The organism is Halobacillus sp. SY10 (assembly GCF_045401165.1).
Taxonomy (GTDB): Bacteria; Bacillota; Bacilli; order Bacillales; family Halobacillaceae; genus Halobacillus; species Halobacillus aidingensis.
In genome coordinates this window covers 350,969-376,141 of the sequence record NZ_CP174345.1, presented here as the reverse complement: position 1 = coordinate 376,141, position 25,173 = coordinate 350,969, and the positions used below count along the sequence as shown (strand labels likewise).

General features: G+C 44.6%; 26 protein-coding genes and 1 riboswitch. Of the genes, 8 read left to right on the top strand and 18 right to left on the bottom strand.

Annotated elements, in window-relative coordinates; translation table 11 throughout:
- Positions 1–721 precede the first annotated feature (721 nt).
- The 4 genes from ACJA3J_RS02000 to ACJA3J_RS01985 form a co-directional block, all read right to left on the bottom strand.
- On the bottom strand, positions 722–1,330 hold the full coding sequence (locus ACJA3J_RS02000; RefSeq protein WP_279629311.1) for a metal-dependent hydrolase: 609 nt from the start codon (positions 1,328–1,330) through the stop codon (positions 722–724).
- Positions 1,331–1,438: 108 nt separating this feature from the next.
- Positions 1,439–1,723: a hypothetical protein gene (locus ACJA3J_RS01995; protein ID WP_406945387.1), complete on the bottom strand. Its 285-nt coding sequence runs from the start codon at positions 1,721–1,723 to the stop codon at positions 1,439–1,441.
- 148 nt (positions 1,724–1,871) lie between these two features.
- Complete coding sequence (locus tag ACJA3J_RS01990) at positions 1,872–2,288, bottom strand: organic hydroperoxide resistance protein (protein ID WP_115825158.1); 417 nt, start codon at positions 2,286–2,288, stop codon at positions 1,872–1,874.
- 73 nt (positions 2,289–2,361) lie between these two features.
- Positions 2,362–2,643: a YkvA family protein gene (locus ACJA3J_RS01985; RefSeq protein ID WP_406945386.1), complete on the bottom strand. Its 282-nt coding sequence runs from the start codon at positions 2,641–2,643 to the stop codon at positions 2,362–2,364.
- Positions 2,644–2,960: 317 nt separating this feature from the next.
- Here ACJA3J_RS01985 and ACJA3J_RS01980 point away from each other — a divergent pair, with 317 nt between their 5' ends.
- Entirely contained in the window at positions 2,961–3,512 is a 552-nt protein-coding gene (locus tag ACJA3J_RS01980) for an NADPH-dependent FMN reductase (protein WP_089654712.1), read from the top strand.
- A gap of 83 nt (positions 3,513–3,595) precedes the next feature.
- Here ACJA3J_RS01980 and ACJA3J_RS01975 read toward each other — a convergent pair whose 3' ends face one another.
- A complete protein-coding gene (locus ACJA3J_RS01975) occupies positions 3,596–4,234 on the bottom strand; it encodes a lytic transglycosylase domain-containing protein (protein ID WP_406945385.1) in 639 nt (212 codons plus the stop codon).
- 1,270 nt (positions 4,235–5,504) lie between these two features.
- Between ACJA3J_RS01975 and ACJA3J_RS01970 the strand changes: the two genes are divergently transcribed.
- A complete protein-coding gene (locus tag ACJA3J_RS01970) occupies positions 5,505–5,696 on the top strand; it encodes a hypothetical protein (protein ID WP_089654715.1) in 192 nt (63 codons plus the stop codon).
- Positions 5,697–5,759: 63 nt separating this feature from the next.
- Here the strand turns inward: ACJA3J_RS01970 and ACJA3J_RS01965 are convergent, their stop codons facing one another.
- The 7 genes from ACJA3J_RS01965 to ACJA3J_RS01935 form a co-directional block, all read right to left on the bottom strand.
- Positions 5,760–6,203, bottom strand: coding sequence for a YueI family protein (locus tag ACJA3J_RS01965; RefSeq protein ID WP_406945384.1), 444 nt, complete (start codon positions 6,201–6,203; stop codon positions 5,760–5,762).
- 63 nt (positions 6,204–6,266) lie between these two features.
- A complete protein-coding gene (locus tag ACJA3J_RS01960; protein WP_089654717.1) occupies positions 6,267–7,148 on the bottom strand; it encodes a diacylglycerol kinase family protein in 882 nt (293 codons plus the stop codon).
- Positions 7,149–7,174: 26 nt separating this feature from the next.
- Complete coding sequence (locus ACJA3J_RS01955; protein ID WP_406945383.1) at positions 7,175–7,633, bottom strand: GNAT family N-acetyltransferase; 459 nt, start codon at positions 7,631–7,633, stop codon at positions 7,175–7,177.
- 14 nt (positions 7,634–7,647) lie between these two features.
- The gene (locus ACJA3J_RS01950) at positions 7,648–7,923 is read right to left on the bottom strand and encodes a GNAT family N-acetyltransferase (protein WP_089654719.1); all 276 of its coding nucleotides are present in this window, start codon (positions 7,921–7,923) and stop codon (positions 7,648–7,650) included.
- 304 nt (positions 7,924–8,227) lie between these two features.
- Positions 8,228–9,670, bottom strand: coding sequence for a carbon starvation protein A (locus ACJA3J_RS01945; protein ID WP_115824929.1), 1,443 nt, complete (start codon positions 9,668–9,670; stop codon positions 8,228–8,230).
- A 142-nt stretch (positions 9,671–9,812) separates the two neighbouring features.
- Positions 9,813–10,541 carry a LytR/AlgR family response regulator transcription factor gene (locus ACJA3J_RS01940; RefSeq protein ID WP_406945382.1) on the bottom strand — a complete coding sequence of 243 codons (729 nt, stop codon included), beginning with the start codon at positions 10,539–10,541 and terminating at the stop codon, positions 9,813–9,815.
- Positions 10,538–12,283, bottom strand: coding sequence for a LytS/YhcK type 5TM receptor domain-containing protein (locus ACJA3J_RS01935; RefSeq protein WP_406945381.1), 1,746 nt, complete (start codon positions 12,281–12,283; stop codon positions 10,538–10,540). The genes ACJA3J_RS01940 and ACJA3J_RS01935 overlap by 4 nt, the downstream gene beginning before the upstream one ends.
- Positions 12,284–12,640: 357 nt before the next feature.
- Here ACJA3J_RS01935 and ACJA3J_RS01930 point away from each other — a divergent pair, with 357 nt between their 5' ends.
- On the top strand, positions 12,641–13,423 hold the full coding sequence (locus ACJA3J_RS01930; protein ID WP_089654723.1) for a carbon-nitrogen family hydrolase: 783 nt from the start codon (positions 12,641–12,643) through the stop codon (positions 13,421–13,423).
- A gap of 159 nt (positions 13,424–13,582) precedes the next feature.
- Here the strand turns inward: ACJA3J_RS01930 and ACJA3J_RS01925 are convergent, their stop codons facing one another.
- Together ACJA3J_RS01925 and ACJA3J_RS01920 are read right to left on the bottom strand one after the other, a co-directional pair.
- On the bottom strand, positions 13,583–14,674 hold the full coding sequence (locus ACJA3J_RS01925) for a nitric oxide synthase oxygenase (RefSeq protein WP_406945380.1): 1,092 nt from the start codon (positions 14,672–14,674) through the stop codon (positions 13,583–13,585).
- Between the two features lie 66 nt (positions 14,675–14,740).
- The gene (locus ACJA3J_RS01920; protein ID WP_115894248.1) at positions 14,741–16,069 is read right to left on the bottom strand and encodes an FAD-dependent oxidoreductase; all 1,329 of its coding nucleotides are present in this window, start codon (positions 16,067–16,069) and stop codon (positions 14,741–14,743) included.
- Between the two features lie 136 nt (positions 16,070–16,205).
- Here ACJA3J_RS01920 and ACJA3J_RS01915 point away from each other — a divergent pair, with 136 nt between their 5' ends.
- Together ACJA3J_RS01915 and ACJA3J_RS01910 are read left to right on the top strand one after the other, a co-directional pair.
- A complete protein-coding gene (locus tag ACJA3J_RS01915) occupies positions 16,206–17,378 on the top strand; it encodes a pyridoxal phosphate-dependent aminotransferase (protein ID WP_115894249.1) in 1,173 nt (390 codons plus the stop codon).
- A gap of 233 nt (positions 17,379–17,611) precedes the next feature.
- On the top strand, positions 17,612–17,815 hold the full coding sequence (locus tag ACJA3J_RS01910; protein ID WP_089654727.1) for a hypothetical protein: 204 nt from the start codon (positions 17,612–17,614) through the stop codon (positions 17,813–17,815).
- Between the two features lie 23 nt (positions 17,816–17,838).
- On the opposite strand, the gene ACJA3J_RS01905 is transcribed toward ACJA3J_RS01910, so the two are convergent.
- Positions 17,839–19,293, bottom strand: coding sequence for an aldehyde dehydrogenase family protein (locus tag ACJA3J_RS01905; RefSeq protein WP_089654728.1), 1,455 nt, complete (start codon positions 19,291–19,293; stop codon positions 17,839–17,841).
- Positions 19,294–19,360: 67 nt separating this feature from the next.
- Positions 19,361–19,804 carry a GNAT family N-acetyltransferase gene (locus ACJA3J_RS01900; RefSeq protein WP_089654729.1) on the bottom strand — a complete coding sequence of 148 codons (444 nt, stop codon included), beginning with the start codon at positions 19,802–19,804 and terminating at the stop codon, positions 19,361–19,363.
- A 251-nt stretch (positions 19,805–20,055) separates the two neighbouring features.
- Here ACJA3J_RS01900 and ACJA3J_RS01895 point away from each other — a divergent pair, with 251 nt between their 5' ends.
- Both ACJA3J_RS01895 and ACJA3J_RS01890 read left to right on the top strand, forming a co-directional pair.
- Positions 20,056–21,429: a DUF2254 domain-containing protein gene (locus ACJA3J_RS01895; RefSeq protein ID WP_406945379.1), complete on the top strand. Its 1,374-nt coding sequence runs from the start codon at positions 20,056–20,058 to the stop codon at positions 21,427–21,429.
- Between the two features lie 184 nt (positions 21,430–21,613).
- Positions 21,614–22,498 (top strand): cation diffusion facilitator family transporter, encoded by an 885-nt coding sequence (locus tag ACJA3J_RS01890; RefSeq protein ID WP_406945378.1) that lies wholly within the window; start codon positions 21,614–21,616, stop codon positions 22,496–22,498.
- Between the two features lie 40 nt (positions 22,499–22,538).
- On the opposite strand, the gene ACJA3J_RS01885 is transcribed toward ACJA3J_RS01890, so the two are convergent.
- A complete protein-coding gene (locus ACJA3J_RS01885; RefSeq protein WP_089654732.1) occupies positions 22,539–22,964 on the bottom strand; it encodes a pyridoxamine 5'-phosphate oxidase family protein in 426 nt (141 codons plus the stop codon).
- Between the two features lie 208 nt (positions 22,965–23,172).
- On the opposite strand from ACJA3J_RS01885, the gene ACJA3J_RS01880 reads away from it, so the two are divergent.
- Entirely contained in the window at positions 23,173–24,021 is an 849-nt protein-coding gene (locus ACJA3J_RS01880) for an alpha/beta hydrolase (protein ID WP_406945377.1), read from the top strand.
- Between the two features lie 109 nt (positions 24,022–24,130).
- Here ACJA3J_RS01880 and ACJA3J_RS01875 read toward each other — a convergent pair whose 3' ends face one another.
- On the bottom strand, positions 24,131–24,751 hold the full coding sequence (locus ACJA3J_RS01875; RefSeq protein WP_406946253.1) for a class I SAM-dependent methyltransferase: 621 nt from the start codon (positions 24,749–24,751) through the stop codon (positions 24,131–24,133).
- Between the two features lie 230 nt (positions 24,752–24,981).
- Positions 24,982–25,157: riboswitch (cobalamin riboswitch) on the top strand.
- The last annotated feature ends 16 nt before the right edge of the window (positions 25,158–25,173 follow it).

The window sequence follows — 25,173 nt, the reverse complement described above, 5'->3', positions numbered from 1 at the left end:
CTCCTTATCTATCTTTCTTCTATTTTATTGAATTTTCGAAAATATGTCTATACAAAACTTAAAGATATTGAAATATTTTTGGATTATATTTCCTTTTACCCACCTCTTCATATTCCATATCCGCTCCCGATTGTGGAAAACTCAGTTTCGAGATAACTGGGGTTCGTTTGCCGTATTTGGAGTCAGGGGTGGTTGGGAAGCTACTCGCTTTCCTGTGGGGGAACTGGCGAGCTTCCTCGGACTGCGTCCTGCGGGATCTCGCCTATCTCCTTCTCCCACGGGAGTCTCGCAGCTTCCCAACCACCCCTTTCGATGTATGTGAGAAACGAACCCCTATACATACCAAGATGGGGGTCTTCCACCCCAACGCAGGAGCAGGCATAAAGCGCTCTAAACCAAGCTTTCACGCTCGGAATGACCACTGCGGAAAATTTCATATTATCAACTTCGATTGAGAATACAAGCAGAGTTTCCGGGAAGTGGTTTCGAGTCACTCACATGGTAAAGGGGCGGAGGGGAATGGCGAGACTCCTGCGGGAAAAAAGTGCATGGTGAGACCCCGCAGGACGCAGTCCGAGGAGGCTCAACGCGCTCCCGCGGAAAGCGAGCCATTCCCCGCAGCCCCATTCACTCAACAAAAGTCTCGAAACTGAGTCTTAAACAATCCTGCCATATTGTTTAATAAGTGGGTATAGAAAAAAGACACTACTAGAATGTAGTGTCAGAAAATGTTTGAGGTGAGGTACCATACGTTCCATAAAAGCAGGCTGTAGACAATGAGACGCTCGCTGTTGGATCCTGTTCGGAAGGTAAAGATGAACTGTAAGTATTTCTTGGAAAAAGGATAAGCCAATGGGATGCCTTTTTTCGTTATGTAATCCCCGAACAAATGGGAAACCACTCCTATGATCAATCCTCCGATATACATACGGGGGATGGCGAAAGCTTGTTCAAGGATAATGCCGTATCCGATGAGCAAACCGACAAACAACACGGAGTGGGTCATTTTTCTATGTCCACGAATCATAATGAGGATGGGTAAAAGCAGCATGACGAATATTTTAAGTTGTTCTCGATATGTATCCAAATATTCTGGAACAAACAAATAACATAGAAATGCGACGGTAAAGACCGTCATAAGTCCTCGCCAAAACTTGTGGCCGAGGGTAGATGTCGGTGTGTCGATATCCGGCAAAAGCGAGCCGAAAAGGACGAACACAAAAAATAAAACCGTTTGGAGAGGCTGTTCAGGCATCCACTCGAACGTAGGAAGTAATGTCATTGCCCCCACTCCGAAAGTGAAGCCCACAACCTGGTGTCCTGATGCCATCATGATGTGTAGCGATCCCCTCTTTTCTTATGTATATTTCACCATGGAGAGTCCCATTTCCGGGTCGTTCTCCTATAAAAATAAACCCACAAAACTGTGGGCATCTATTCAACAGTCTTTTTCGGGAAGTCCAAGCAACTGAAACTTCGGTCCTTCCATTGTCTGCTTACCTTCAATTGTCAAAGTTTCCGTCATATGGGCAATTCTACTGTCTATGGCCACGGGAATAGAATTGATGTGATGAAGTTCATCATCCCCTTCCGGTTCACCAATCGTCATACCGATATCTGGCTCCCCACACCCGTAACCAGCAAAAAACAAGCGCAGGCATCCTGCATCTTCATCTTCTAAGATTTGATTCAACAAATCTCTCGCTTGGTCGGTGATCTTCATCGACTTCACCCCTTCGACTATAAAATACCATAATTACCAGCACGCCTGGTAGTGATACGAATCGCATCTCATACGCTTTAACTATTCTTCCCTTCAGCTAAATAAAAATCCCTGGTGGATTTTCCACCAGGGATGAAGAGGTTATTTATTATACCGCGCTCGCATTGATTTCAACGTCGATGTTTCCACTTGTCGCTTTAGAGTATGGGCATACTTTGTGAGCTTCCTCAGCAAGTGATTCCGCTTCTTCCTGAGAAACGCCTTTCACTTTCACATTAAGGACAACGCCTACTTTAAAACCATTGTCCGATTCATCTTTCAAAAGGCTGACGTCAGCAGTGATTTCAGATTCGATATCTTTCTTCTGTTTACTTGCAACCAAGTTTAATGCTCCATCGTAGCAAGCGGAATAACCAGCAGCAAACAATTGCTCTGGGTTCGATCCTTTTTCATCACCTTCACCAGGCATGGAAAGGTTCAAATCAATTAAACCGTCATCTGACTTAACATGGCCATTTCTTCCACCTTGTGCTGTTGCATGTGCGGTAAACATTACATTACTCATTATCCATCACTCCTTGACTAATAATTGGATCTACTACAGTTACATTCCTCATCTTGCCGTTGATTAAACATTTCTATTCATCATAGACGCGGTACTCCTTTTGCAAGTCCGCAGGTGCCATCTTCACCATCCATTGCATAATGTAAGTGAAAACAGCAAGGTCATCGACAAGACCGAAAAATACGAGGAAATCCGGGATGACGTCCCATGGGAACAGAAGATAAGCCACTAAAAGTATAACGGAAAACCCTTTTTTTCCGGTACTCACATCTTTTGATTTGAAAAATCGCACAAGAAACGGCACCGATTTTCTGACATTGAACAGAAACTTAACTCTTCGCCATAAACGGATCATCGCCTTCCCTCCTCCCCCTATTATACCCTTCTTATATCGACATAAAGCAAGCAGAATCCTCACAATTGCTTAAATAAGACGTATACTTTACCATAAAAAGAAAAGAGACTATTCCACATATACTCCAACCGTTACGGTGATTCACGCTTACCCGCCATGAAGGAAGACGGTTGAACTTCGAGCTGTTCCCGCCATGCAGAATTTCATAAGATAATCGGGCCATCTCAACACATACTACCATTAGCTACATAGCCCATTTTATTAATTTCTGCATACGATAACATAGCTCAAAGAAAATTGAAGGGGAGAAAGTTGTCATGAAGATCCTACTATTGAACGGAACCATCGTCGGGAAAAAGACCCGGACGCTCCTTGATGAAATCGAAAAATATATACAACAGCTGCCAACGGACCACACCACAAAAATCGTTGATCTCGAGGACTACGAGCTTCAATTCGTAGATGGCCGCCCAGCGGAAGAGTACAATGATGATATGAAGAAATTAATCCATGAAATTGAAGAAGCCGATGCTTATGTCCTGGCTACTCCCGTTTTTCAAGGATCGATCCCAGGTACTTTGAAAAACGTATTTGATGCAGTATCGCCCCTTGCCATGCGTTATAAACCCGTATCGATTGTCGCTAATGGGGGAACTTTGCAACATCACCTCGTTGTAGAAAATCAATTAAAACCGATCCTGAATTATTTCCGGTGCATGGTAACACCGAACTACGTATATACACACACGAATCACTTTTCAACACAAGGAGAGCTCATAGACGAAGACGTACGGAACCGCCTGAAAGAGATGACGGTCGTCTTTAATCAATACATGCAGATGAGTCGGGAACTTGAACCAGATAAGTAGGCAATACCGTTTTTAAGTTAATCAGGCTGATATTCCTTTCGATATAAAAAGGCGCGGGCTCTTTTATAAGACCCCGCGCTCCTTTATGCTCTTCCGAGTATTTTAGTTATGTAATTTTGCGTTTCCCGGAAAGGGGGTACACCCTCATACTTGTCTACATTGCCAGGACCAGCATTATAAGCAGCAAGCGCTAACTCGGTATTGCCATCATAACGATCGAGCATTTGCCTTAAATATTTTGTCCCGCCCATTAAGTTCTGCTCAGGGTCAAATGGATCTGTAACCCCAAGGCCCTTCGCTGTAGCGGGCATAAGCTGCATCAACCCTTGAGCTCCTGCATGACTGACAACACCAGCATCAAAGTTTGATTCAGCCTTCACCACGGACCTTACCAGTTTTTCATCGACGCCATAGCGCTCTGAGGCTTTCTTTATGAGCTGATCTACACCCGCGTTTCCACTAGTTACATCCGCAATGTTATTCCCTTCCTGGCTTTTCTCCACAGGGACTGGTACTTGCTGAGCTGTAAGGCTGCTCACTGGTTGTGTAAGGCGGTTTGGCACAGAAGGCCCGCTCGCACGAAACGATTGATCCATCGCTGCATTCAACAGGCTTTGAAACGTCATATCCTGCATTCCGCCTGAAAAAGTGTTCGAATTCCGATTCACTAACATAGACATGGCCTGCATTTGAATCATTAGTTGGATTTTACTGACATCCATGTGCTCCACTCCATATAGTTGATAGTTCAAGTGTACAAGATTCATGCTTTTTCAACAATCAATCTTCTGAATATATTTTACAATTTACCAATAGTAGACAAAACTTGAGAAAATCTTTTCTTAAAACCTCTATTCAGTTATCATTTTTGAACGTTTTTTTCCCAAAGCAGCAACAAGGGAAAAGGTGATACAATAAGGAATAGCAAAAGAGATACTGAATCGTGCTCGTGCGCTGTCGTGCTGGTTGTCCACGACTTTGCACATGGTTTATTTGTTTATTTGTATTCATTTCTTACTAAAGTACTCTCTTTTGTCTCTTACGTCGAATCACCCTATTATTTTTCCCCGCCAGGAAAAATAACCTGTAGATTTCATGGTCTGTCTCCCTTCAATGAAAAGACACGTACCATCACCCCCTTTTGCCCATTCAAAAGGGGGCTTTTTTTATCCTCTTTTATCTCACTAAAGCTCCCTATACTTGAAGACTCAGTTTCGAGATAATCCGGGGTTCGTTTGCCATATTAGGAGGCAGGGGTGGCTGGGAAGCAACTCGTCTAGCTCCATCGCCCAGACACTCGCGTCATAAGCAGAACAGCAAAGGAATGAAAAAACACATTCCTTTGCTGTTCTGCTTATGCCAGTCGTGTCTCCCAGGGCGATTCCGCATTTGAACACTTTCCTGTGGGGGAGCGCCGAGCTTCCTCGGGCTGTGCCCTGCGGGATCTCGCCTATCTCCTTCTCCCACGGGAGTCTCGCAGCTTCCCAACCACCCCATTTCATGGAGGAGAGAAACGAACCCCTATACCAAGATAAGAGGTTTTCCGTCCTCAATCAGAAGAAGGCATAAAGCGCTCGATATCAAGTTTTTGTGCTAGAAATGACTACTGTGAAGAGTTTTATATGAACCAATTTTCTTGAGCAATCACGCAAAGTTTTCAAGAAGTGGTTTCGAGGCACTCGCATGGCAAAGGGGCGGAGGGGAATGGCGAGACTCCTGTGGGAAAAAAGTGCATGGTGAGACCCCGCAGGATGCAGTCCGAGGAGGCTCACCGCGCTCCCGCGGAAAGCGAGCCATCCCCCGCAGCCCCCATCCACTCAACAAAAATCTCGAAACTGAGTCTTCAACAATCCTGCCAAATAGTTGAATAAGGACTTCATTTTAGACAGGATCCGTGCTTTGTGTGGACAAGCCGGCAAATTATTTTTTTAAAAGCTAAATATTCCACGTTTGTACATCATATATTGGAAGTACAAAGGAGGTGGAATAAAGATGGATTTCAACAACCGTGTGTTCTTGTTTTTAGCTGCTCTTCTTTCCGGGTATGCGCTTTACAGCATCGGTGACACTGCTGGGAACTTTTTCGATCAATTCTTGTTCTACGCCGGCTACATTGCAATGATACTTTTTTCTTTTGCTATTATTATCGTCGGGCTGGCAAGATTCTTGAATCAGTACAAATAAAATTGGCCTCTCTATGCTAGAGGGACGTGTGAAAAAAGGCTGCGGATATCCGCAGCCTTCCTTTTATTTTGATGGTTTAAAAAGAGACTTGAAAAAGTCTGTCCACCCGTTCTGCTCAGATGACTCTCCTACTTCCTTTTGTTCTTCAATCCTTATATGCTCTTTTTCAATCGCATAAGCCAATGTGAGGACAGCCCCGAATTCTGAATGTGTTTCCTGGTTCGAAACGGTCGAATGATGAATGTTATGCTTCTCGGCTAAATCCATGTAGGGAGATAAAAACCGGTAGCTCACATCTCCGTTCAAAAGCAGGTTGGCATCTTGATAGCTTTTCATCAGAGCCACCAACTCTTCCTGCCCCTTCTCCTGCATCACCTGACCCTTCGTCAGAGCGATCAAGACTCGTTCTCTTAACGTACCAAGGTATTGTTTTCTTTCTCCTGGTTTTGTTTGCCGGCTTCCATAAATGCCTTCCTGTAAGTAATCTTCCATATCTGGTTTCTTCATAGATGCACCTCATTCACTCCTAGTATGGCACAGAAAAAAGGCTGTACACATGACAGCCTTTACTTATTTTACAACGACGGATATATGAGATGGAAGAACGGACAACTCCACAGGAAGGGAATCTCCTTCTTCTCCATCGACGTTCGTGACCAGGTTTTCTTCCGATGTGATACGGATATGATCCGCTTTGAAGTATTCCACGTCCTGCTCATCCTTAAGTCCACCTCTAAGAATGGCTGAAACGATGGATGCAAGACGAATCATATTCACTTTAGGTACGATATACCCGTGAATTTTCCCGTCATTCACTTTCGCTTCCGGAGATAATTTTTCAAATCCACCTGCTGAATTCGTTAAAGCTGCTAGGAAAAGAAAAGATTCCCCTTCCCATGCCTTATCGTCATATTCAATCCGCATGGGATAACTGCTATGCTGGGTCAAGGTTTTCATCCCTTCCATCATATACGCAAGCGGACCAAATTTCGTTTTTTGTTCAGGTGTCACTTCATATGTCGCTTCAGCAAGGGCCCCCACTGCCACGATGTTAACAAAATACTGGTCATTAAACTTCCCAATATCCACAGATTTTGTCTGATCGGAACGGAGAACATCAATCGCCTCTTCAACCTTCAGTGGAATATCGAGGGCTCTTGCAAAATCGTTGACTGTCCCAAGTGGAATGATTCCCAAATGCGGGCGATGATTTTCGTCTACCATCCCATTGATTGTTTCATGGAGGGTGCCATCTCCCCCCATAGAAACGACGAGATCGAACTCACCTCTGCAGGCGTTCTGGCAGTACTTTGTCGCATCCAACTCTTTTTCTGTTTGAGCAACTTCCACTTCGTATCCTTTTTCCGATAAAATGTGCTCGATTTGTTCAACATGATCGACGGCTTCCTCTTTTCCTGAAGAAGGATTGACGATCAGCATAGCCTTTTTCATTCTCTATCTCCTCTCCAATACATCCTTTATCCTTCTGCTTGATATTCATAAAGGGTGCTGACAGAAGAAAAACCGATTTTGCGGATGAATTCACTCACCCCATTCTGATGAGGTCTAAGGCTTACCTGGATGACTTTTGCTTCCTGTTCATACATCCACTGGACTAGTTCATCACACAGTTCTGTACCAATGCCTTCCCGCCTGTAAAATTCATCCACAAATACTTCCCTGACATATCCATACACATCCTCTTCCCCATGGGACTCGATAATGCCAAGGACATATCCGATCATTCTTCCATTCATATCAGCAACCAGCAGCTTCTGTTTTGGGTTCTTTGCTAAAAATTGATCTGCCGCCCAATACTTACGATTCCTCACTTCTTCATTGGTCAGCCTTTCTGAGCTCGTCCCATGTAGAAAGTCGATGCTGTACCTTGTAAAGTGCATCAAATCCTTTTCCTCAGGTTCCCTGATTTTCACCATCAGAAACTCCCCCTCTAAGCTTTTAACACCACTTGATATTCCGGTGTTTTTTCAATAACTTCCCGGGCGAAGGAGCAGACCGGGTCTATTTTTAATTTATGTTTGCGTGCGTAGTTCACGGCATAATCAATTAATTCTGCACCCAAACCTTTTTCGCGCTCAGACGGGGCAACGAAAGTACTTGTAATGACCATTGTATTATCATTCTCTTCAAATAGAAGCTGAGCTTTCGGTTCCTGTTCTTCTCCTATATAAAATGTTCCTTGTTTCTCTTGGATTTCTTGTTCCACAACAATCTCTCCTTTCCCTATAAAGGATACCCTTTCATCTCCAAGAAAAACATGACCTTCCCATACGAGGGGAGAAGATAGTGATTGTATTAGTTGAGTATTCGGCAGAGATAATGAAGAATTCGACAACGCTATTTTAGAATTCGACACCGCTAATTGAGTATTCGACCATGCTATTTAGGAAATCGACATCGTTCATTGAGTATTCGACATAATAGAGATGCTCAACATTCAACTCTCCTTAATAAATGCCTATAGAAAAAAGAAGAACACCTACTTTTATAAAAGTAAGTGCTCTTTAACATTAGGCCGTTTGTTTCAAATCTTCTTCTAATGGAATATCCTTCTGTAATCCGCGGCGGGCGGCTATGATGAAGGCAGTGACAACAGCAACGGTGCCGATGGCTGCAACAACGTAGGAAACATTCAGAGCCAGGCCGAATCCGATCGGCGCGTTCAAGATATAGGTGAATGTGGCCATGGTCATGAACGTTGCAGGCACGGCGGCAATGAAGTAATTTTTACGGGATAGGAACAAGTACATCGCTCCTACCCAAAGCGCGATGACTGCTGTCGATTGGTTCGCCCAGGAGAAGTATCTCCATAGAAGTGTGAAATCGATCCGTGTCAATGCAAATGAGATGACGAACAATGGAAGTGCAATCCAAACACGACTCATGATTTTCTTTTGTGGAACTTTAATATAATCCGCAATAATCATACGGGCGCTTCGGAATGCTGTATCTCCGGATGTGATTGGCAGTATGATGACACCAAGGACAGCAAGTGTACCACCGACAGCGCCTAACATAGCGATGGAAACTTCACTGACAACAGCTGCTGGTCCTCCACTTGCAAGGATTTCATTCAGTCCTGCAGAACCGTTGAACAAGCTCATGGCTGCCGCTGCCCAGATCATGGCAATAATACCTTCGGCAATCATCATTCCGTAGAAAATACGACGTCCTTGTTTTTCCTTTTGTGTCGTTCTTGAGATAATAGGAGTTTGTGTCGCGTGAAAACCTGACAAGGCACCACAAGAAATCGTTAAGAATAACAGTGGGAAAATCGGTGCGTTATCCGGGTGCATATTTGTAAAAGTCAATTCTGGGATGGGTGCTCCTGTTACGATAAGAGATACTCCGACTCCAATTGCGCTGATGAGTAGAAGGGCACCGAAAATTGGATAAAACCGTCCGATGATTTTATCGATCGGAAGCATCGTCGCTAACAAATAGTAAGCGAAAATCACAAGCAGAATGACAGGAAGAGCAAGCCAGCTGCTCGTCATGTTGTGTAAAAGATCTGCAGGTGCTGTAACGAAGACAGTTCCTACAAGGACAAGCAAAAGAATCGCAAACGCATTGACTACGTGCTTCATGACTTTCCCTAAAAACTTCCCTGCAAGCTCAGGCAGGTGGGCGCCACGGTTACGTATGGAAATCATTCCCGTTAAATAATCATGGACAGCGCCCGCAAAAATGGCTCCAAACACAATCCACAGAAAAGCGACAGGTCCATATAAAGCTCCTAGAATAGGACCGAAAATAGGACCTACCCCCGCGATATTCAAGAGCTGGATTAACGCATTCTTTTTTTCTCCCATCGGCAGGTAATCGACACCGTCACCATGAGAATAAGCAGGCGTTTCACGACCTGTGTTGACGCCAAACGTTTTTTCAACATATTTACCGTACGTAAGATAACCGACAATTAAAAGTGCAATACTCACTAGAAAAGTAATCATTGTATTTCCTCCTTTTCGCGTTCGTCTGTAATCGCTTACATAAAATATATCAAGAGAACGCTTCCAGAAGAGGGTTTTCTGTTTAACATGTCAGGATTGATGTCCAAGATGTCGTATAAGAGGATTGAAATACAATGATAAATTACAACTCCAGCTTCTTTCGTAATTCCTTCACATAGTTCCGGCTGACGGAAAGCTTCTCCTCCGTCTCCTGCAGTTCCAACTGATAGGCCCCATTGAACCACGGAGTTAACCTGTGGACGTAATCCAAGTTCACGAGATAACTTTTATGAATTCGGAAGAAAGAGAAACCTTGGAGTCGCTTCTCCACATCTTTGAGCGCGTCTTTCGTTTCATAGACCTTCTGTTTGCCGACGATTTTTGTAATCCGATCCTCCCTGTGTACGTACATAATTTCAGAGGGGTCCAGATATTCAATCGTATCCTCCACTTCAACTGCCAACTTAGAAGGAGGTTTAACGACATTTTCTTCTACCGGCTTCAATTTCTTCTCTATTCTTTCCACGGTTTCACTCAACTGTTCCTCATCAAAAGGTTTGAGCAAGTAATCGATCGCCTTCTGACGAAAGGCTTCGACCGCAAAATCTGGATACGCGGTTGCAAAAACGATCTCTGGAACCTTCTTGAGCTCTTGAACTGCCTTCGCTACCGCCATCCCATCCATCTTCGGCATTTCCACATCTAGAAAAAGGACATCCGGCTGAAGCTTCAACGTCTGCATGACTGCTTCATCTCCTGATCCCGCTTCCCCTACAACTTCAATGCTCTCGTAAGGTTTTAGCAAAAAATTCAATTCTTCCCGACTGAAGCGCTCATCATCAACGATGAGCACCGTAATTTTTCCGTTCATGACCCTTTCTCCTTTTCATGAAGAGGGACCGTAAATGCAATGGTTGTCCCCTTTCCTTGCTCGCTCATAATTCTTAGCTTCGCACTCTTTCCGTGCATGTATTCTAAACGTTTGTTGACGTTATATAACCCGAACCCCGTCCCTCTTTCTGACGTGACTGATTGTTCTCCCAAGTTGCGTAACCTCATCGGTTCAATTCCTTTTCCGTTATCCGCTACGCTGATGTTGACGTTTTCTTTATCTCTACGGACACAAATCGTAATTTCCGCTCCCCCTTCCTGGTCTTTAATCCCATGTTTGATGCTGTTTTCGACCAGGGGCTGTAAGGTTAAAGGCGCGATTCGTGCTGATAATGCTGATTCATCAACATCATAGTGAACATGGAGGCGATCGACAAAACGCGTTTCTTCGATGAGAAGATAGGACTTTACATGTTTCAACTCTTCTTTTAAAGACGTCCAGGTTTTGGTGGTCGCCCCTAGGTTTTGCCTAAAGAACTTGGAAAGAGCAATAAGCAGCGCTCTTGCTCGATCAGGTTCCGTACGAGTCAATGAAACGATGACATTTAACGAATTAAATAAAAAATGTGGATTGACTTGTGCCTGCAGGGCCTTCACTTCCGCTTTACGAGCTAGTTCTTGTGCTTTTTCAGCATCAGCAAGCTCAAGCTGCTGACTAAGGAGGGCACTCAATCCCTGGATCAATTCCAATAGAACATTCGAGATTTCTTTTTGTGACGAAACGTAAAACTTCATGGTTCCGACCACTTCTTGACGCTTCTTCAATGGAACGATGACGGCTGCTCCAAGTGGACAGTCCGCCTGTTGGCATTGAATCTCTTCATGACTGACTACAACACGCTCTCCTGTCTCAATGACATCACGAGTGGCGTCCGTTTGAATCGGCTCTCCCGCCTTATGATGGTCATCGGCCTGTCCAACATGAGCAAGGATTCTTTGTTTATCCGTCATGGAAATCGCACTCACTTGAACTTCCCCATAAATGATCTGGCACGCCTTTTCTGCAGAATCCATCGTCAACCCTTTTCGCAGGTGAGAGACCGTCGATTCTGCCAATTTCAGTGCTTTTTGTGCCTGCAAAGCTCCGACTTTCTCTTCTTCATGAAGAACATTGCGGATGATTAATAAGAACAATGCGGAACCGACACCGTTCGCTACAATCATGGGGGCTCCGATCTCCTGGACAAGGGCCCACGCACGCGGAAATGGATCAGAGATAAGAAGGATGATCCCCATCTGCACCGTCTCTGCAAGGGCCCCAACAAATAAAGCTGTCTTCAGTTTTAAAGACTCCTCTTTTTTATGGAAGTAACCCGCAATGATTCCTGCTACCACAGCAGATATCCCGCAAGCGACCCCCGTGAATCCTCCAAGGGAAAAACGATGCAAACCAGCAATGACCCCGGCCCCTATGCCAATGCGGTAACCACCGAAAAGACCGGCTGCTACGATTCCAATCACTCTTGAGTTCGCCAGTGCTTCCGATTCGACAAGGTTATAAGCCCAGCGTCCATAATCAAGGGAACTTGTATTATAAGTGATACCTGTATATGTACCAATGATTCCGAACAACCCGAAAAAAGCGATCGCCATGTACCGCTGACGTTGGTCCAGCGTTTTTTGATCGATCAGCTCTCGGAAAAAACGGAAGCGAGTAATAATGAAAGCAACCGTTACGATAATTCCAAGCCTTTCAAGCATCGGAAGAAACAACTCAAACATAATCCCACTTCCTTTTTCATACCTCTTCGCTTTTTTTCATAAATGTTTTCGATTGTTGACGGCTCAGTTTCGAGACGTTTGTCTGAAGGGATGGTGGTTGGGAAAACGGCTCGCTTTCCGTGGGCGAGTCATTCCCCGCAGCCCCATCCACTCAAAAAACATCTAGAAATCGAGTCTTTCACAATCCTGCCATATCGTTGAATAGCGGTTTATGTTTATTGTAGCATGGGCGGTTTGTTTCGATACACAGAATGAAGGCAAGAGATGAAATCTCATCATCCAGGTAAAATCCTAATCGAAAATATTAGGGAAACGTCAGAATTTTTTGATACACTAAGAAGAAAATGAGGTGATAGGATGACAACAAAAATAGCAATTATTCAAATGGACATCGTCTTCGGTAACCCTGAAGAGAACCGTAAACTTGCAAAGGAGAAAATAAAAGAAGCTGCCGCACAAGGAAGCGAGGTCATCTTGTTGCCTGAATTGTGGACGACAGGCTATGATCTTTCCCGTTTTGAAGAAATAGCAGAAACACTCGAGGGTCCGACGCATCAGCTCTTGATTTCTTTAGCAAAGGCACTCAAGGTCACCATTGCAGGATCCATCGCTGAAGAAGAAAACGGTAAGTTTTACAACACCTTCGTTGCCTATAACGCTGAAGGTGATCGGCTGTTCAACTACCGGAAAGCCCATTTGTTCCGTTTGATGAATGAAGAAAAGTTTTTAGAATCAGGGAACCAAAAAGGGAATTTCAATCTTGGTGAGGTGCCTGTGGCCGGTGTCATTTGTTATGATATCCGTTTCCCTGAATGGATGAGAACACACATGCTGGATGGTTCGCGCGGGTTGTTTGTCGTTGCAGAGTGGCCAAAACCCCGGGTTGAGCATTGGCGGAATCTATTGATCAGCCGGGCGATTGAAAATCAATGCTTCGTCATCGCCTGCAACCGTGTAGGTGCTGATCAAAACAATGAGTTTGGAGGCCATTCAATCGTTGTAGACCCGTGGGGCAACGTATTGGCTGAAGGTGGTTTTGATGAAGAAATCGTGTATGCCGAAGTCGACTTCACAGCTGTCGAGGCAATTCGCGAGCAGATCCCTATTTTTCAAGACCGACGTCCGGACTTGTATGAATGAGTTCTTACTAGATCATCGAATGGATATTTATCATCTTTAGTTGATATATCTTGTATTTAATTGATTTATCGCATTTTTAATTGATATATCCGTTATTTGATTGATATATTTCATATTCAGTCGATACCACCCACAAATAAGACAAAAAATCCTTCCGAATCACTCGGAAGGATTTTTTTCATAGGCCGGAGTTTGGTAGAAATAGTTCGGTGTGTCCATCCGGTTTTCGTATGCCGAATGAAAGATGTGTGTCGCTGCTGGCGAAACGGGCGGGATGAGCCATGTCCAGTCACCCTTGACCTCACGTCCGCACGACTGTTCTTTTTTCTCAAACTGATGGAACTGTTGAGCAGCTGTATGATGGTCGACAAGACTTACCCCAGCGGATTGATAAGAAAACAGGACAGCCTGATTAAGCTCAATCAAAGCGCGGTCCTTCCACAAGGATGAATTCCGTTTCGTATCAAGCCCCATGGCTTCCGCTACGGCGGGCAAAAAATCATACCGAAAGTCATCAGCGAGGTTACGGGCCCCGATTTCTGTTTCCATATAAAAACCGTTGAACGGGGCGGCTGTATAATCAAGTCCACCGATTTCAAGTCGCATATCAGAAATCACCGGGACGGCATACCACTGCATGCCTAAGTCTTCAAACCAAGCATATTCGGGATGACGAAGTGGTACTTCTAACACCTTGTCTGAAGGGATTTCGAACCACATGGGTTCCCGTCCATCCATTTGGACGACAAGAGGCAATACATCAAACGACGTGCCTCCCCCTTTCCAGCCGAGTTCCTCACATTCCTTCGTAAACGCAACAGAAGCGGGGTCTCCAATTACACTTCCATTCTCTTCATAACCGGCGTAACGGACCAGTTGATGATTCCAAACCCGCACTTCTCGCTCCGAGGTTTTGGGTTTGAAAATAGTAATCGTCGAGCGGATACGCCCCCCGTTCGTGGCATAATCCAAGTGTTCAAAGAGTACATCGCGCATGTCTTCTTCTGTATCGACATGCCTGGCATCAAACACCTTCAAGCTGTTCCAAAAGAGACGTCCGATGCAGCGGTTGCTGTTCCGCCAGGCGACTTTGGCGCCATATTCAAGCTCGGGATAGGTGTGCGTATAGCTTCCCTTCTCACCAATTTCCTGCTCGATTTCCTTGAGCCTCTCATCTGTACCAGAAAGCTGTTGCTCCTGATGGTATTGGCGAACGAATGCTTCCGCCTTTTTATATAAATCTGTATTCACAGCATGAATCCTCCTGTATGGTGCTTCATTCCTATCCTACCATACACGAAGAACTTCCTACACGATTCAGTCTGCTTTACGGGCTGCTTGCTGCACAGGATCCCACACGCTGTTATAAGGAGGTGCATAAGCAAGATCCAAGTCTTCTAATTCATCGATCGACATTTCATGGAATAGAGCAGTGGCCAGGACATCGATCCGTTTATCAGCTCCCTGACCTCCAATGATTTGAGCCCCGAGCAACTGACCGGTTTGCTCATGATAAATGATTTTCAATGTCAGCAAATTTTGCTTGGAATAATAGCCGGCGGCATGTGTGGATTCAATCGTGATTTTTTTAAATGGAATCTTTTCGTTCTTAGCCTCCCGTTCAGAAAGACCTGTGCGGGCAAGCGTTAAATCAAAGAATTTCAATATCGACGTACCCACAATCCCTCGGAACGATCTTCTATGATCAATCATGTTCAGTCCTGCGATCTGCCCTTGTTTGTTGGCATGTGTGCCTAATGGAATATAATCATCCTTTTTCTTGATCCGGTGATACTGGGTGGCGCAATCCCCGGCAGCATAGATGTCCAGGATGCTTGTCTCCATAAAAGCATTCACGGCAATCGCGTCGTTTATCCCTTTGTACACGCCCGTATCTTTCATAAAGGAGGTGTTCGGCGTCACTCCTACGGCGACAAGGACAAGGTCGGATTCATATTCACCTTTATCCGTGATAACCGATTGAACATGCTGCTCCCCTTTGAATCCTTCGACCGATTCACCGAGGTGTAGTTCCACACCGTTCCGTTCGGCTTCTTCATGGACCATCTCCCCCATATCCTCATCGAAAATTTTCGCCAGTTGAGGTCCGCGGTCAATCAAACGTACTTTCTTTCCAATCGACACAAAGCTTTCCGCCATTTCAAGCCCTATGTACCCACCGCCGATAATGGTCACATGTTCCTTCTCCTTTGTAGTCGCTGTCATAATCTCCTTCATATCGGGAATGGTCTTTAGTGTGTAAATCCCTTCAAGCTCCCGTCCTTCCCATGGAGGCATGACCGGTGCTGCACCGGAAGCTACGAGCAGACGATCATAGGACAACTCAAATCCCTGATCCTCATGATCTTTTCCGTATACGACTTTATGATCGCAATCCACTTCCGTTACCGTGTGATAGGTGCGGACATCAATGCCATACTTTTCGCGAAACGTTTCAGGGTCACGCGCGATGAGGTCTTCTGTAGACTCGACATCCCCGCTTAATACATACGGCAGGCCACACTGTCCATAAGAGGTGATCCCTCCATGTTCCAACACGGTAATCGAATGCCCCTCACTATTCCTTACAATTTGCATCGCTGCACTCATCCCTGCAGCATCTCCTCCGATAATAACGAAATCCATCCCAATCACTCCTTTTACGTACCTTCTATTCTCTTATTCTTTGCCTATATGGTTCCCACTCAAACTTCTCTCATGTTAAACTAACGATATTATCTTTTTGTACGACTTTTCAAAAAAATCATTTGAGGTGAAGGACATGAAGCAATTCCAAACATCCAAAGCCATACAGAGGCTTCCGGACCAATTTTTCGCAACTATGATCGATAAATTAAATCTTTACAAAAATCGTGGTTATGACACCTTGAACTTAGGGCAGGGAAACCCTGACCAACCCACCCCCTCCCACATTGTGCAGTCCTTACAGGAGGCGGCTGAAAACCCGGATTTCCACAAATATCCCCCCTTCCACGGTTATGAGTTCTTAAAGGAAGCCGTAGCTGAATTTTACAAGCGCGAATACGACGTAGACATTGATCCTGAAACAGAAGTCGCCATTATGCCTGGAAGCAAAACAGGGCTCGTTGAGCTTAGCCAGTGTTTCCTTGATCCGGGGGATGTCGCGCTCGTTCCCGATCCCGGTTACCCGGATTACTGGTCCGGCATTGAAATGGTCGGCGCAGAAATGAAGTCGATGCCCCTTCGCGAAGAGAATGGCTTTTTGCCTGACTACAGTGAAATTGATAAAGAGAGCTGGGAAAAAGCAAAGCTCATGTTCCTAAACTATCCCAATAACCCGACAGGAGCTATGGCTGGTGAGGACTTTTTTGTAGAAACCATCCAGGAAGCAGAAAAGAACGATGTCTGTGTCGTTCACGACTTCGCCTATGGGGCCATAGGATTTGATGGGAACAAACCGCTCAGCTTTATGCAATTCGAAGGTGCGAAAAATGTCGGTGTTGAGGTTTATACAATGTCTAAAACTTACAATATGGCCGGCTGGCGTGTCGCTTTTGCTGTCGGTAACCCAAGCGTCATCCATGCGCTTGAGGTCATCCAGGATCACTACTTCTGCAGTATTTTCGGCGGATTGCAGAAAGCATCAGCCACCGCCTTATTGAGTTCCCAACAATGTGTCACAGATCTTGCCGAAACCTATGAAAAAAGACGTGACCTTCTCGTTCATGGTTTAGAAGAAGCAGGGTATCATGTCGCCCCCTGCCAAGGTTCCTTCTTTACATGGCTGCAAGTACCTGAAGGCTATACCTCCCAAGGCTTTGCGGATGATTTATTGGAATCGACAGGGTTGTTCGTTGCCCCTGGAATCGGCTTCGGTACGCACGGAGAAGGTTATGTGCGCATCGGGTTGAACAATTCGGAAGAAACATTGCGGGATGCCGTGAAACGATTCAAAGCATTTAAGCAGAAGTAAGATCAAGGGACCGTACTTTCCAACTCGAAAGTACTGTCTTTTTATTCTTTCACTATAACAAGTGCTTCCATAATTCAATCATAAAGCGCAAGCGTATACTAATCTCCTGCTTCTGTCGAAACAAGTCTGATCGTTGGATAATTTTTTTAAAAATAAAGATTGAATACTTGTTCAAAATGTATTTTAATTATCTTATACAAATATCCTACGCGGACTGTACAGGAGGGATTCACATGTATACGCTTATTAGAAAAGATGATCGTTTATTAGAAGTTTTAAAAGACCCCATTGATCGTAGAGACAAGGTTTTCCCTCAAGAAGAAGAAGCTGTGAAGTATGCTGAAAAATTGAATGGATATATACAATCCGGACCGAAATGGGAAGTACAGGAATATTTGATAAATGAACTTAAAAAAAGCAGAAGCTCCATTTCCTGAGCTTCTGCTTTTTCCTATTCGATTTAAAAAGGAAACTCGCGATAACCGTTCATCACGCCGATCCATTTTACGGTTGTGAACTTATCCAAAGCCCATTCGCCTCCGAAACGTCCGAGACCGGATTCTTTTTCACCACCAAAAGCGACGTGTGCTTCATCATTTACGGACTGATCATTCACATGAATCATCCCCGTCTCCACACGTTTGGCTACTTCCACCCCTCGATGGACATCACGAGTGAATACAGAACCGCTCAATCCGTATGGAGAGCTGTTCGCCGCTTTGATCGCTTCTTGTTCAGATGAAACTTGGATCACAGAAGCCACAGGGCCGAAGACTTCATTCTTTGCAATCGGCATATCGCTCGTTACACCCGTCAAAACGGTCGGCTGCATGACACTGCCATCTGTCTCCCCACCTGTGAGAATTTCAGCGCCTCGGCCAACACTTTCTTTTACATCTTCCTGAATCCGCTCTATGGCATCCTTGTTAATGAGTGGGCCAATGACAGTATCTTTCTCCGAAGGATCGCCAGCTTTCAGGCTCTCAACCTTCTCTTTGAATTTTTCGATGAACGAATCATGAACACTCTCTTCGACGATGATTCTGTTCAACGACATGCAAATCTGCCCTTGGTGCAGGAACTTTCCGAAAGCCGCCGCTTCCACTGCTTGATCAATATCCGCATCCTCAAGGACGATCATGGCATTGTTCCCGCCTAGCTCCAGGGCTGTCTCCTTAATATATTTCCCTGCGAGTTCACCAATATGGCTGCCGACTTCCGTCGAGCCTGTAAATGAAATCAGCTTCGCTGCCGGGTGTTTCACAAAAGCATCTCCGATTTCTGATCCTCGACCGACGACCACATTGATCACACCCTCTGGGAAACCTGCTTCTTCGAACAGATCGGCAATTAACAACCCTGATGTAACAGGTGCATCAGACGCCGGCTTAACGACGACGGTATTCCCGGTCGCTAAAGCTGGAGCAATTGACCTCATCGCTAGATGAAAAGGGAAATTCCAAGGGCCGATGACGCCGATGACACCTTTCGGAGAACGGTACACCCGGTTTTCCTTGCCTGGTGTGTTGGACGGTAAAATCTGGCCGCTCATCCGCGTCGGAAAACTGGCCGATTCCCGAATGATGCCGACAGCTGCCTGATATTCTACCTCTGCTTTGACAAGCGTGCTGCCCGCTTCTTTCACGAGCCAATCGATAATTTCATCTTTCCTCTCACGGACCACTTTCAATAGTTGATCAAAATACGTCTGCTTTTTAGCAGGAAGAGTCGTCATCCATGACTCCTGAGCATTTACAGCTGCCTCGTAGGCTTCGTTAAGATCATCTTCATTTGCAGAAGGGATCGAAGCAATCGTTTGCTGTGTATAAGGGTTGACATTATCTACATATTTCTCACTGGAACCGCTCTTCCACTGACCATTGATGTATTGTTTAGTAAATGTTTGCGGACTCATTTCAAAACCTCCATTCGGAAACTTTTCACAAAGTTATCATTCCCGGTTATAGAGGAATCGAAACGATTTAGACTTCCATCAGCATATCCACGTGCGGGATCCCATCTTCAAGGTAGACATCTGAAACCTCTTTGAATCCAAAAGAACCGTAGAAATGGCGCAAGTGCTCCTGGCCGTGGAGCCAAATGTGGTGGACCTTATAATCTTCCTTCAACACATGGATTGCACGGTCCATCACTTGACGGGCATAGCCACACCCTCGATGCCCTTCTTTAACGAGCACACGGCCTATACTATGGTACTGCTCATCTTCTTCTGGTGGGACAATGCGGCAGTAAGCTACCATCTCCTGTTCTTTTTCCATCCATATATGTAAACAACCTTCGTCTCTTCCATCGACTTCAGGATAAGGACATTCCTGTTCAACGACAAAAACCTCGACCCTTTTTTGCAAAATCTCATATAATTCCTGCTTTGAAAGTTCAGCGAACGTTTTATGTACCCAGTTCATGATGGATCCCCCTTTTCCATAATTATTCTCAATATACCTCACCGTTCTTGAGCTGACAAAAATTCAGTCTATGAAAGTGAACGAAATGACACCCTTCATGTCCATCTTTCTGATGATTGGATCGTAACAGCGGAATGGCTAATTCTTTTTAAATCAGAAAGTTTTTGTAGAAAAATATCCTATTCTCGTTTTATTGATTCTGACAAAGGGGAAACTACGATTATAATTCTTAGTCAGAAAGGAGGCCCCCTATGTTTTTAAAGTTGTTACCTGTATCGATACAAAAGTATGCGAAAATGTCTAAACGGCAGCGTAAGCATGAAATGCAGATGACCTTATGGTACATGCCTTTTTACTATATATTATTGTCCATATTTTTTGTTGTGGTCACCCTGTTGTTGGATATCGTTTTTCAAATCGAACAGTATACGTTTGAAGTGTTCAGAATCAACGCAGATATTACCCGGATGCTTGTCAGTACACTCATTGGTGGTATTCTGACTCTGAGCGCATTCACATTGAACTCCTTGCTCGTCGTCTTGACAACATTCAGTGGTCAGTTCTCACCAAGGATGCTTCTCAACTTCGTCGCAGACCGCAGGACACAGCACGCACTTGGGATATTCAATGGTAATTTTGTTTATGTTCTGCTCGTGTTCCTATTTATCGGAAATACAAGGCACGAATTCTTCGTAGCGGTGCCGATCGTCACAATTTTCCTTGCTTTCACATCTTCCGTTACATTCATTTATTTTATCAACCATGCAACAACTTGGATGCAAGTGCACAATATCACAGATACAATGAAACATTCTTCCGAGAAAATCATCAACCAGACGCTGAGGAAAGACCTTGAACAGTATCGAACGAAAGAACCAGGAGACTTGATGGAAGCAGAGCGCTCGAAGGCCGAACCTATTGGGGCTATTAAGTCTGGATATATCCAACTCGTCGATTATAAGAAAATGATTGAAGAAGCAAGAAAAGATGACATCATCATTCAATTTCATGCCCAAGTGGGCGATTATATTTTGAAAAGCAACAATATGATCAGCTACTGGGGACCTGGTGCTGAAAACATTGATGAAGAAAAATATTGCAAGATGGTCATTATTGATTACAAAGAAACAGAACTGCAAGATATTCAAATGGGTATGCACAAACTAGCCGAAATCGCGATTAAATCTCTTGGAAATGACGATCCGAAAACCGCTACCAACACCATCCACCAGATGGCCGAGTTGATGCTTACCGTAGAGGATTACATTACATTCACTCCTTACCTGATGGATAACGAAAAGCAGGTCCGAGTGGTTCTGCTTTCTGAATCCTTTGAGTCCTACATCTACCGCGGCTTTGGCTATATCCGGCACTATGCTCGTGACAATCATCTGATTATCACGGAGCTCGTCGACTCCATTGCGATGGTTGCCGAATCGATCGACAGCTCTAAGCACCAGATGCTATGGGAATTCGCCTGCAACACCATCGACCATATCGAAACAAAAGTCATCTACGAGTTGGACAAAACCTTCCTGTTGGAGGCACTGGAGAGGTTATCAACGGTTACAGGCAACAAGCTCGATTATTACTCGATCCATCGTAGGTTCTATCCTATCGATTAAAATCAATCCATTAAATAAAGTTCAGGGCTAGTGTCCCTGAACTTTATCATGAGCGATGAATGATCTAATGGAGGGTCATAGTCTTCCTTATGCAGGTAAAACCTAAAAGGATTGACAATACTCTTCATCTTTCATACGTTATATATATGAGCATATAATCATGTATTGAAAAAGGGTGAGCACTATGGGACATCATCATCACCACCATCATATCGATTCAACTACCGGTAAAATCAAAACCGCTTTTTTCCTGAATTTCTTTTTTACCATTATTGAATTTATCGGTGGTTTACTAACAAATAGTATGGCGATTCTTTCCGATGCTTTACACGACCTCGGGGACTCTCTTTCTCTCGGTCTCGCCTGGTTTTTACAGAAGTTTTCCCGAAAAGAACAATCGGATCATTTTTCTTTCGGGTATCGGCGTTTCTCTCTTTTAGCGGCCTTGATCAACAGCGTGGTCCTGATTGTCGGGTCCATTTTCATTTTGACAGAGGCCGTACCCAGACTCTTAAACCCCGAGCAGCCGAATGCAGGAGGAATGATCGCTCTTTCCATCTTAGGAATTCTCGTTAACGGCGCAGCCGTTTTCCGGCTTAAAGGCGGGGACTCCATGAACCAGAAGATCATGACATGGCATCTGCTTGAGGATGTCCTTGGTTGGATAGCCGTCCTTGGAGTCAGTATTGTTATGCTGTTTTTTGATGTGCCGATTTTGGATCCAATCGCTTCCATTGGAATCACATTATTCATCTTATATAATGTGGTGAAAAATCTCATCCAGACGATGCGTCTTTTCCTTGAAGGTGTCCCATCTGGGGTTGACCTTGAGGGGCTTTCACGAAAAATTAACAATTTGCCTGATGTTCAATCCACTCATCACACCCACCTGTGGTCAATGGATGGAGAAAATCATGCCTTTTCCACTCACATCGTTGTGCGTGCAGAAGCGACAAAGGAAGAGATATGTAAAGTGAAAGAGGAGGTCAAAGAAATCTTACATCCGATTTCACTCGAGCACATCACTCTGGAAATCGAATATGAAGACGAACCTTGTTCCCTCCAATAAAAAGAGTGGTCAGCCCTAGCAGCTGACCACTTTTTGCTTTTTACATATCAAGACGTTCAGGTGTTTCCTGACCCTGATTCATATAGCGTATATTTTCCGGCATGATTTCAAGTACCACATACTCAGGGTCATCTTTGCCATCAAACCAGCGGTCCATGTGATCGTTCCATAACTTATCTTTGATCTCCTGATCTTCACGAATCTTCGCCTGTCCCTCGACTTCTAAATACGAATCCCCATAGCCTTCCCCTTCGTATCCGAGAAGGATATGGACATGTGGGTTCGCTTCAATTTCATCCGCTTTATGAGTCTCTCTGTTTGTTGGGGTATAGAAAGTGAACTCATCATCATTCCAAAACGTCATATAACGCGAATGGGGTTTATTATTTTTCACTGTGGCAAGCGTACCAACTTTATGTTGCTCCATGACTTCGTGGATTTTCTTTTTCAATTCTTCTTGATTCAATGGAAAGCTCCTTTCCGTAATCCAATCTTTTTACAATTTCAGTTTTCCCCGAAAAATGGGAGATAAACCCTTCGATGTCCATTGACAGATCCGGGTATGCTAATGATATCTTCGACACATTGTCATTCTTTTTTCATAAATATACCAGGAAGCGACACGCGTTAGCCGTTACACTATTCATAGATCTGTTTTTCAGGAGGAAAACGTTATGCTATGGAAAAAATGGGCGCCGATTTTGATGGGCTCCCTTCTGATCGGCCTGCTCTTTTTTATGATCAACTCAAGACCCGGAAGCTCTGAACCCGTGGACCGCGAAGATCTTGTACCCACATTGTTCGTGCATGGCTTTAAAGGTGGCCCGCGAAGCTTCGAAACGATGATGGACCGGATGCAGAACTTACAATGGGGACAGAAACATATGACGGTTTATGTCTCCAGCCGTGGGCATGTCACCATCCGAGGTGGTTTTGCTGAAACACACAATCCATTCATCCAAGTGCTTTTCGAAAACAATCGTGCAAGTATCTATAACCAGACCCATTGGCTTTCTGAAATCATGCGGCGTTTAAAAGCCGATTACAACATTCAACAAGTGAACCTCGTCGGCCACTCGATGGGAGGGATCGCATCGGTCAATTACTTGCTGAGCGACCACCAATATTCTGTTCCTCGAGTAGAGAAATTGTCCGTCATTGCTAGCCCCTTTAAAGGCATTGAAAAAGAAGGCTACTTCGCATCCAATTACGGAGCGGCAACAACTGACCTGCGGCCGAAGTCTGAAGCTTTAAAGCAGATGGTGCAGAATAAGGATCAGTTCCCGAATGATGTGGAAGTGTTTGCTATAGCTGGTGTCATCAATGCCGATGACCCTGAAGCCGAGCATTGGGACGGTCTTGTCCATGCCTCGAGTGTGAGTGGATTGGAAAAAATCGTCCCCTTTGGACAGTATGAGGAAAAACGCCTCTACAACCCGCTAGCCACACATTCCGGCCTCCACGAACTCGAAGAAGTCGACCAATTACTCAAAGAATTCCTCTGGACCGAGGAAGGAGAATAAAGGAATGACCTGTTCATACATTTATTTACATCTATGTATTTATCTGGTGTACCAGGTCATACATTTATTCCCAAACAAAAAGCACCCGCTTATCGGGTGCTTTTGTTGTTTATTGTTTTTCAAAGATGAAGATCCACATGAAGGTTAAGGCTTGTTTTAATTCTTCATCCAGCTGCGCGATGTGATGGTCTTCCACCCCACGTTTATACACTCCTTGACCTTCTACATAGGTCCAGCCGGTTTCTTCTGCCATTTTTTGAAGTTCCCATGGCATCATCGTGTTACAAATGACCTCTTCCCCATATACCCTGCGATAACTATTGATACGCGGCATCGCTGTAGGTCCGAGTAGGCCGACACATAATCGGCCGCCCGGCTTCAAAATCCGCTTCATTTCTTCCAGGCCCTTGTACGGGACTTCTGTCCATTCTAATGAATTGATCGCCATCGCCGCGTCAAACGATTCATCTTTAAACGGCAGGTCTGTCAAATCTCCTTGAACAAATGAGATCCGCTCATCATTCACTCGTTCATTCGCTCGCGTGACCATGTCTTCTGACAAATCGAGTCCTGTAACATTATAGCCTGCTTTGTAAAGCAGATACGATCCATAACCATCTCCACACCCAAGATCAGCGATTTTCCCTTTAGTTACACGCTTTGTCAAAAAAGGGACAATCGTACACCGGCTCCCGTCGTCCCACATCTCACGACTTTTTGAGTTCCACATTTCCGCACGATCATTCCATTGCTTTTCCGCTTCCTTATGCCAATTAAATGTTTGAGCCACACCATCATCCCTTTCAAATATATTTCCTATCCTCCATTATAGCGGAACACAACAGAGATGATAGCTCTATTCTTGTCGAAGTTCGATAAAAAAGAGTTGCATGATTCCTTCTTCAGCGTTATGATAGAAACACAATATAAGCTAATATAAACTTAAATAAACACTATATATAGTATCTACGAACAGAAGATGCCACAAGGCTTAATAGGGAATCCGGTTAAAATCCGGAGCTGCCCCCGCAACTGTCATCACTCGCGAAATGGACATTCCACTGTGCTTTGCACGGGAAGGACCAGAGTAAGATCGAGTGTCAGCCAGGAGACCTGTCTTCGTTCGTCGCAGTTTCAACTTCTTCGGGGATT

Coding starts and splice junctions, on each gene's coding strand:
- ACJA3J_RS02000 (WP_279629311.1), bottom strand. CDS start 1,330: ATGGCATCAGGACACCAGGTTGTGGGCTTCACTTTCGGAGTGGGGGCA.
- ACJA3J_RS01995 (WP_406945387.1), bottom strand. CDS start 1,723: ATGAAGATCACCGACCAAGCGAGAGATTTGTTGAATCAAATCTTAGAA.
- ACJA3J_RS01990 (WP_115825158.1), bottom strand. CDS start 2,288: ATGAGTAATGTAATGTTTACCGCACATGCAACAGCACAAGGTGGAAGA.
- ACJA3J_RS01985 (WP_406945386.1), bottom strand. CDS start 2,643: ATGATCCGTTTATGGCGAAGAGTTAAGTTTCTGTTCAATGTCAGAAAA.
- ACJA3J_RS01980 (WP_089654712.1), top strand. CDS start 2,961: ATGAAGATCCTACTATTGAACGGAACCATCGTCGGGAAAAAGACCCGG.
- ACJA3J_RS01975 (WP_406945385.1), bottom strand. CDS start 4,234: ATGGATGTCAGTAAAATCCAACTAATGATTCAAATGCAGGCCATGTCT.
- ACJA3J_RS01970 (WP_089654715.1), top strand. CDS start 5,505: ATGGATTTCAACAACCGTGTGTTCTTGTTTTTAGCTGCTCTTCTTTCC.
- ACJA3J_RS01965 (WP_406945384.1), bottom strand. CDS start 6,203: ATGAAGAAACCAGATATGGAAGATTACTTACAGGAAGGCATTTATGGA.
- ACJA3J_RS01960 (WP_089654717.1), bottom strand. CDS start 7,148: ATGAAAAAGGCTATGCTGATCGTCAATCCTTCTTCAGGAAAAGAGGAA.
- ACJA3J_RS01955 (WP_406945383.1), bottom strand. CDS start 7,633: ATGGTGAAAATCAGGGAACCTGAGGAAAAGGATTTGATGCACTTTACA.
- ACJA3J_RS01945 (WP_115824929.1), bottom strand. CDS start 9,670: ATGATTACTTTTCTAGTGAGTATTGCACTTTTAATTGTCGGTTATCTT.
- ACJA3J_RS01940 (WP_406945382.1), bottom strand. CDS start 10,541: ATGAACGGAAAAATTACGGTGCTCATCGTTGATGATGAGCGCTTCAGT.
- ACJA3J_RS01935 (WP_406945381.1), bottom strand. CDS start 12,283: ATGTTTGAGTTGTTTCTTCCGATGCTTGAAAGGCTTGGAATTATCGTA.
- ACJA3J_RS01930 (WP_089654723.1), top strand. CDS start 12,641: ATGACAACAAAAATAGCAATTATTCAAATGGACATCGTCTTCGGTAAC.
- ACJA3J_RS01920 (WP_115894248.1), bottom strand. CDS start 16,069: ATGGATTTCGTTATTATCGGAGGAGATGCTGCAGGGATGAGTGCAGCG.
- ACJA3J_RS01915 (WP_115894249.1), top strand. CDS start 16,206: ATGAAGCAATTCCAAACATCCAAAGCCATACAGAGGCTTCCGGACCAA.
- ACJA3J_RS01910 (WP_089654727.1), top strand. CDS start 17,612: ATGTATACGCTTATTAGAAAAGATGATCGTTTATTAGAAGTTTTAAAA.
- ACJA3J_RS01905 (WP_089654728.1), bottom strand. CDS start 19,293: ATGAGTCCGCAAACATTTACTAAACAATACATCAATGGTCAGTGGAAG.
- ACJA3J_RS01900 (WP_089654729.1), bottom strand. CDS start 19,804: ATGAACTGGGTACATAAAACGTTCGCTGAACTTTCAAAGCAGGAATTA.
- ACJA3J_RS01895 (WP_406945379.1), top strand. CDS start 20,056: ATGTTTTTAAAGTTGTTACCTGTATCGATACAAAAGTATGCGAAAATG.
- ACJA3J_RS01890 (WP_406945378.1), top strand. CDS start 21,614: ATGGGACATCATCATCACCACCATCATATCGATTCAACTACCGGTAAA.
- ACJA3J_RS01880 (WP_406945377.1), top strand. CDS start 23,173: ATGCTATGGAAAAAATGGGCGCCGATTTTGATGGGCTCCCTTCTGATC.
- ACJA3J_RS01875 (WP_406946253.1), bottom strand. CDS start 24,751: ATGTGGAACTCAAAAAGTCGTGAGATGTGGGACGACGGGAGCCGGTGT.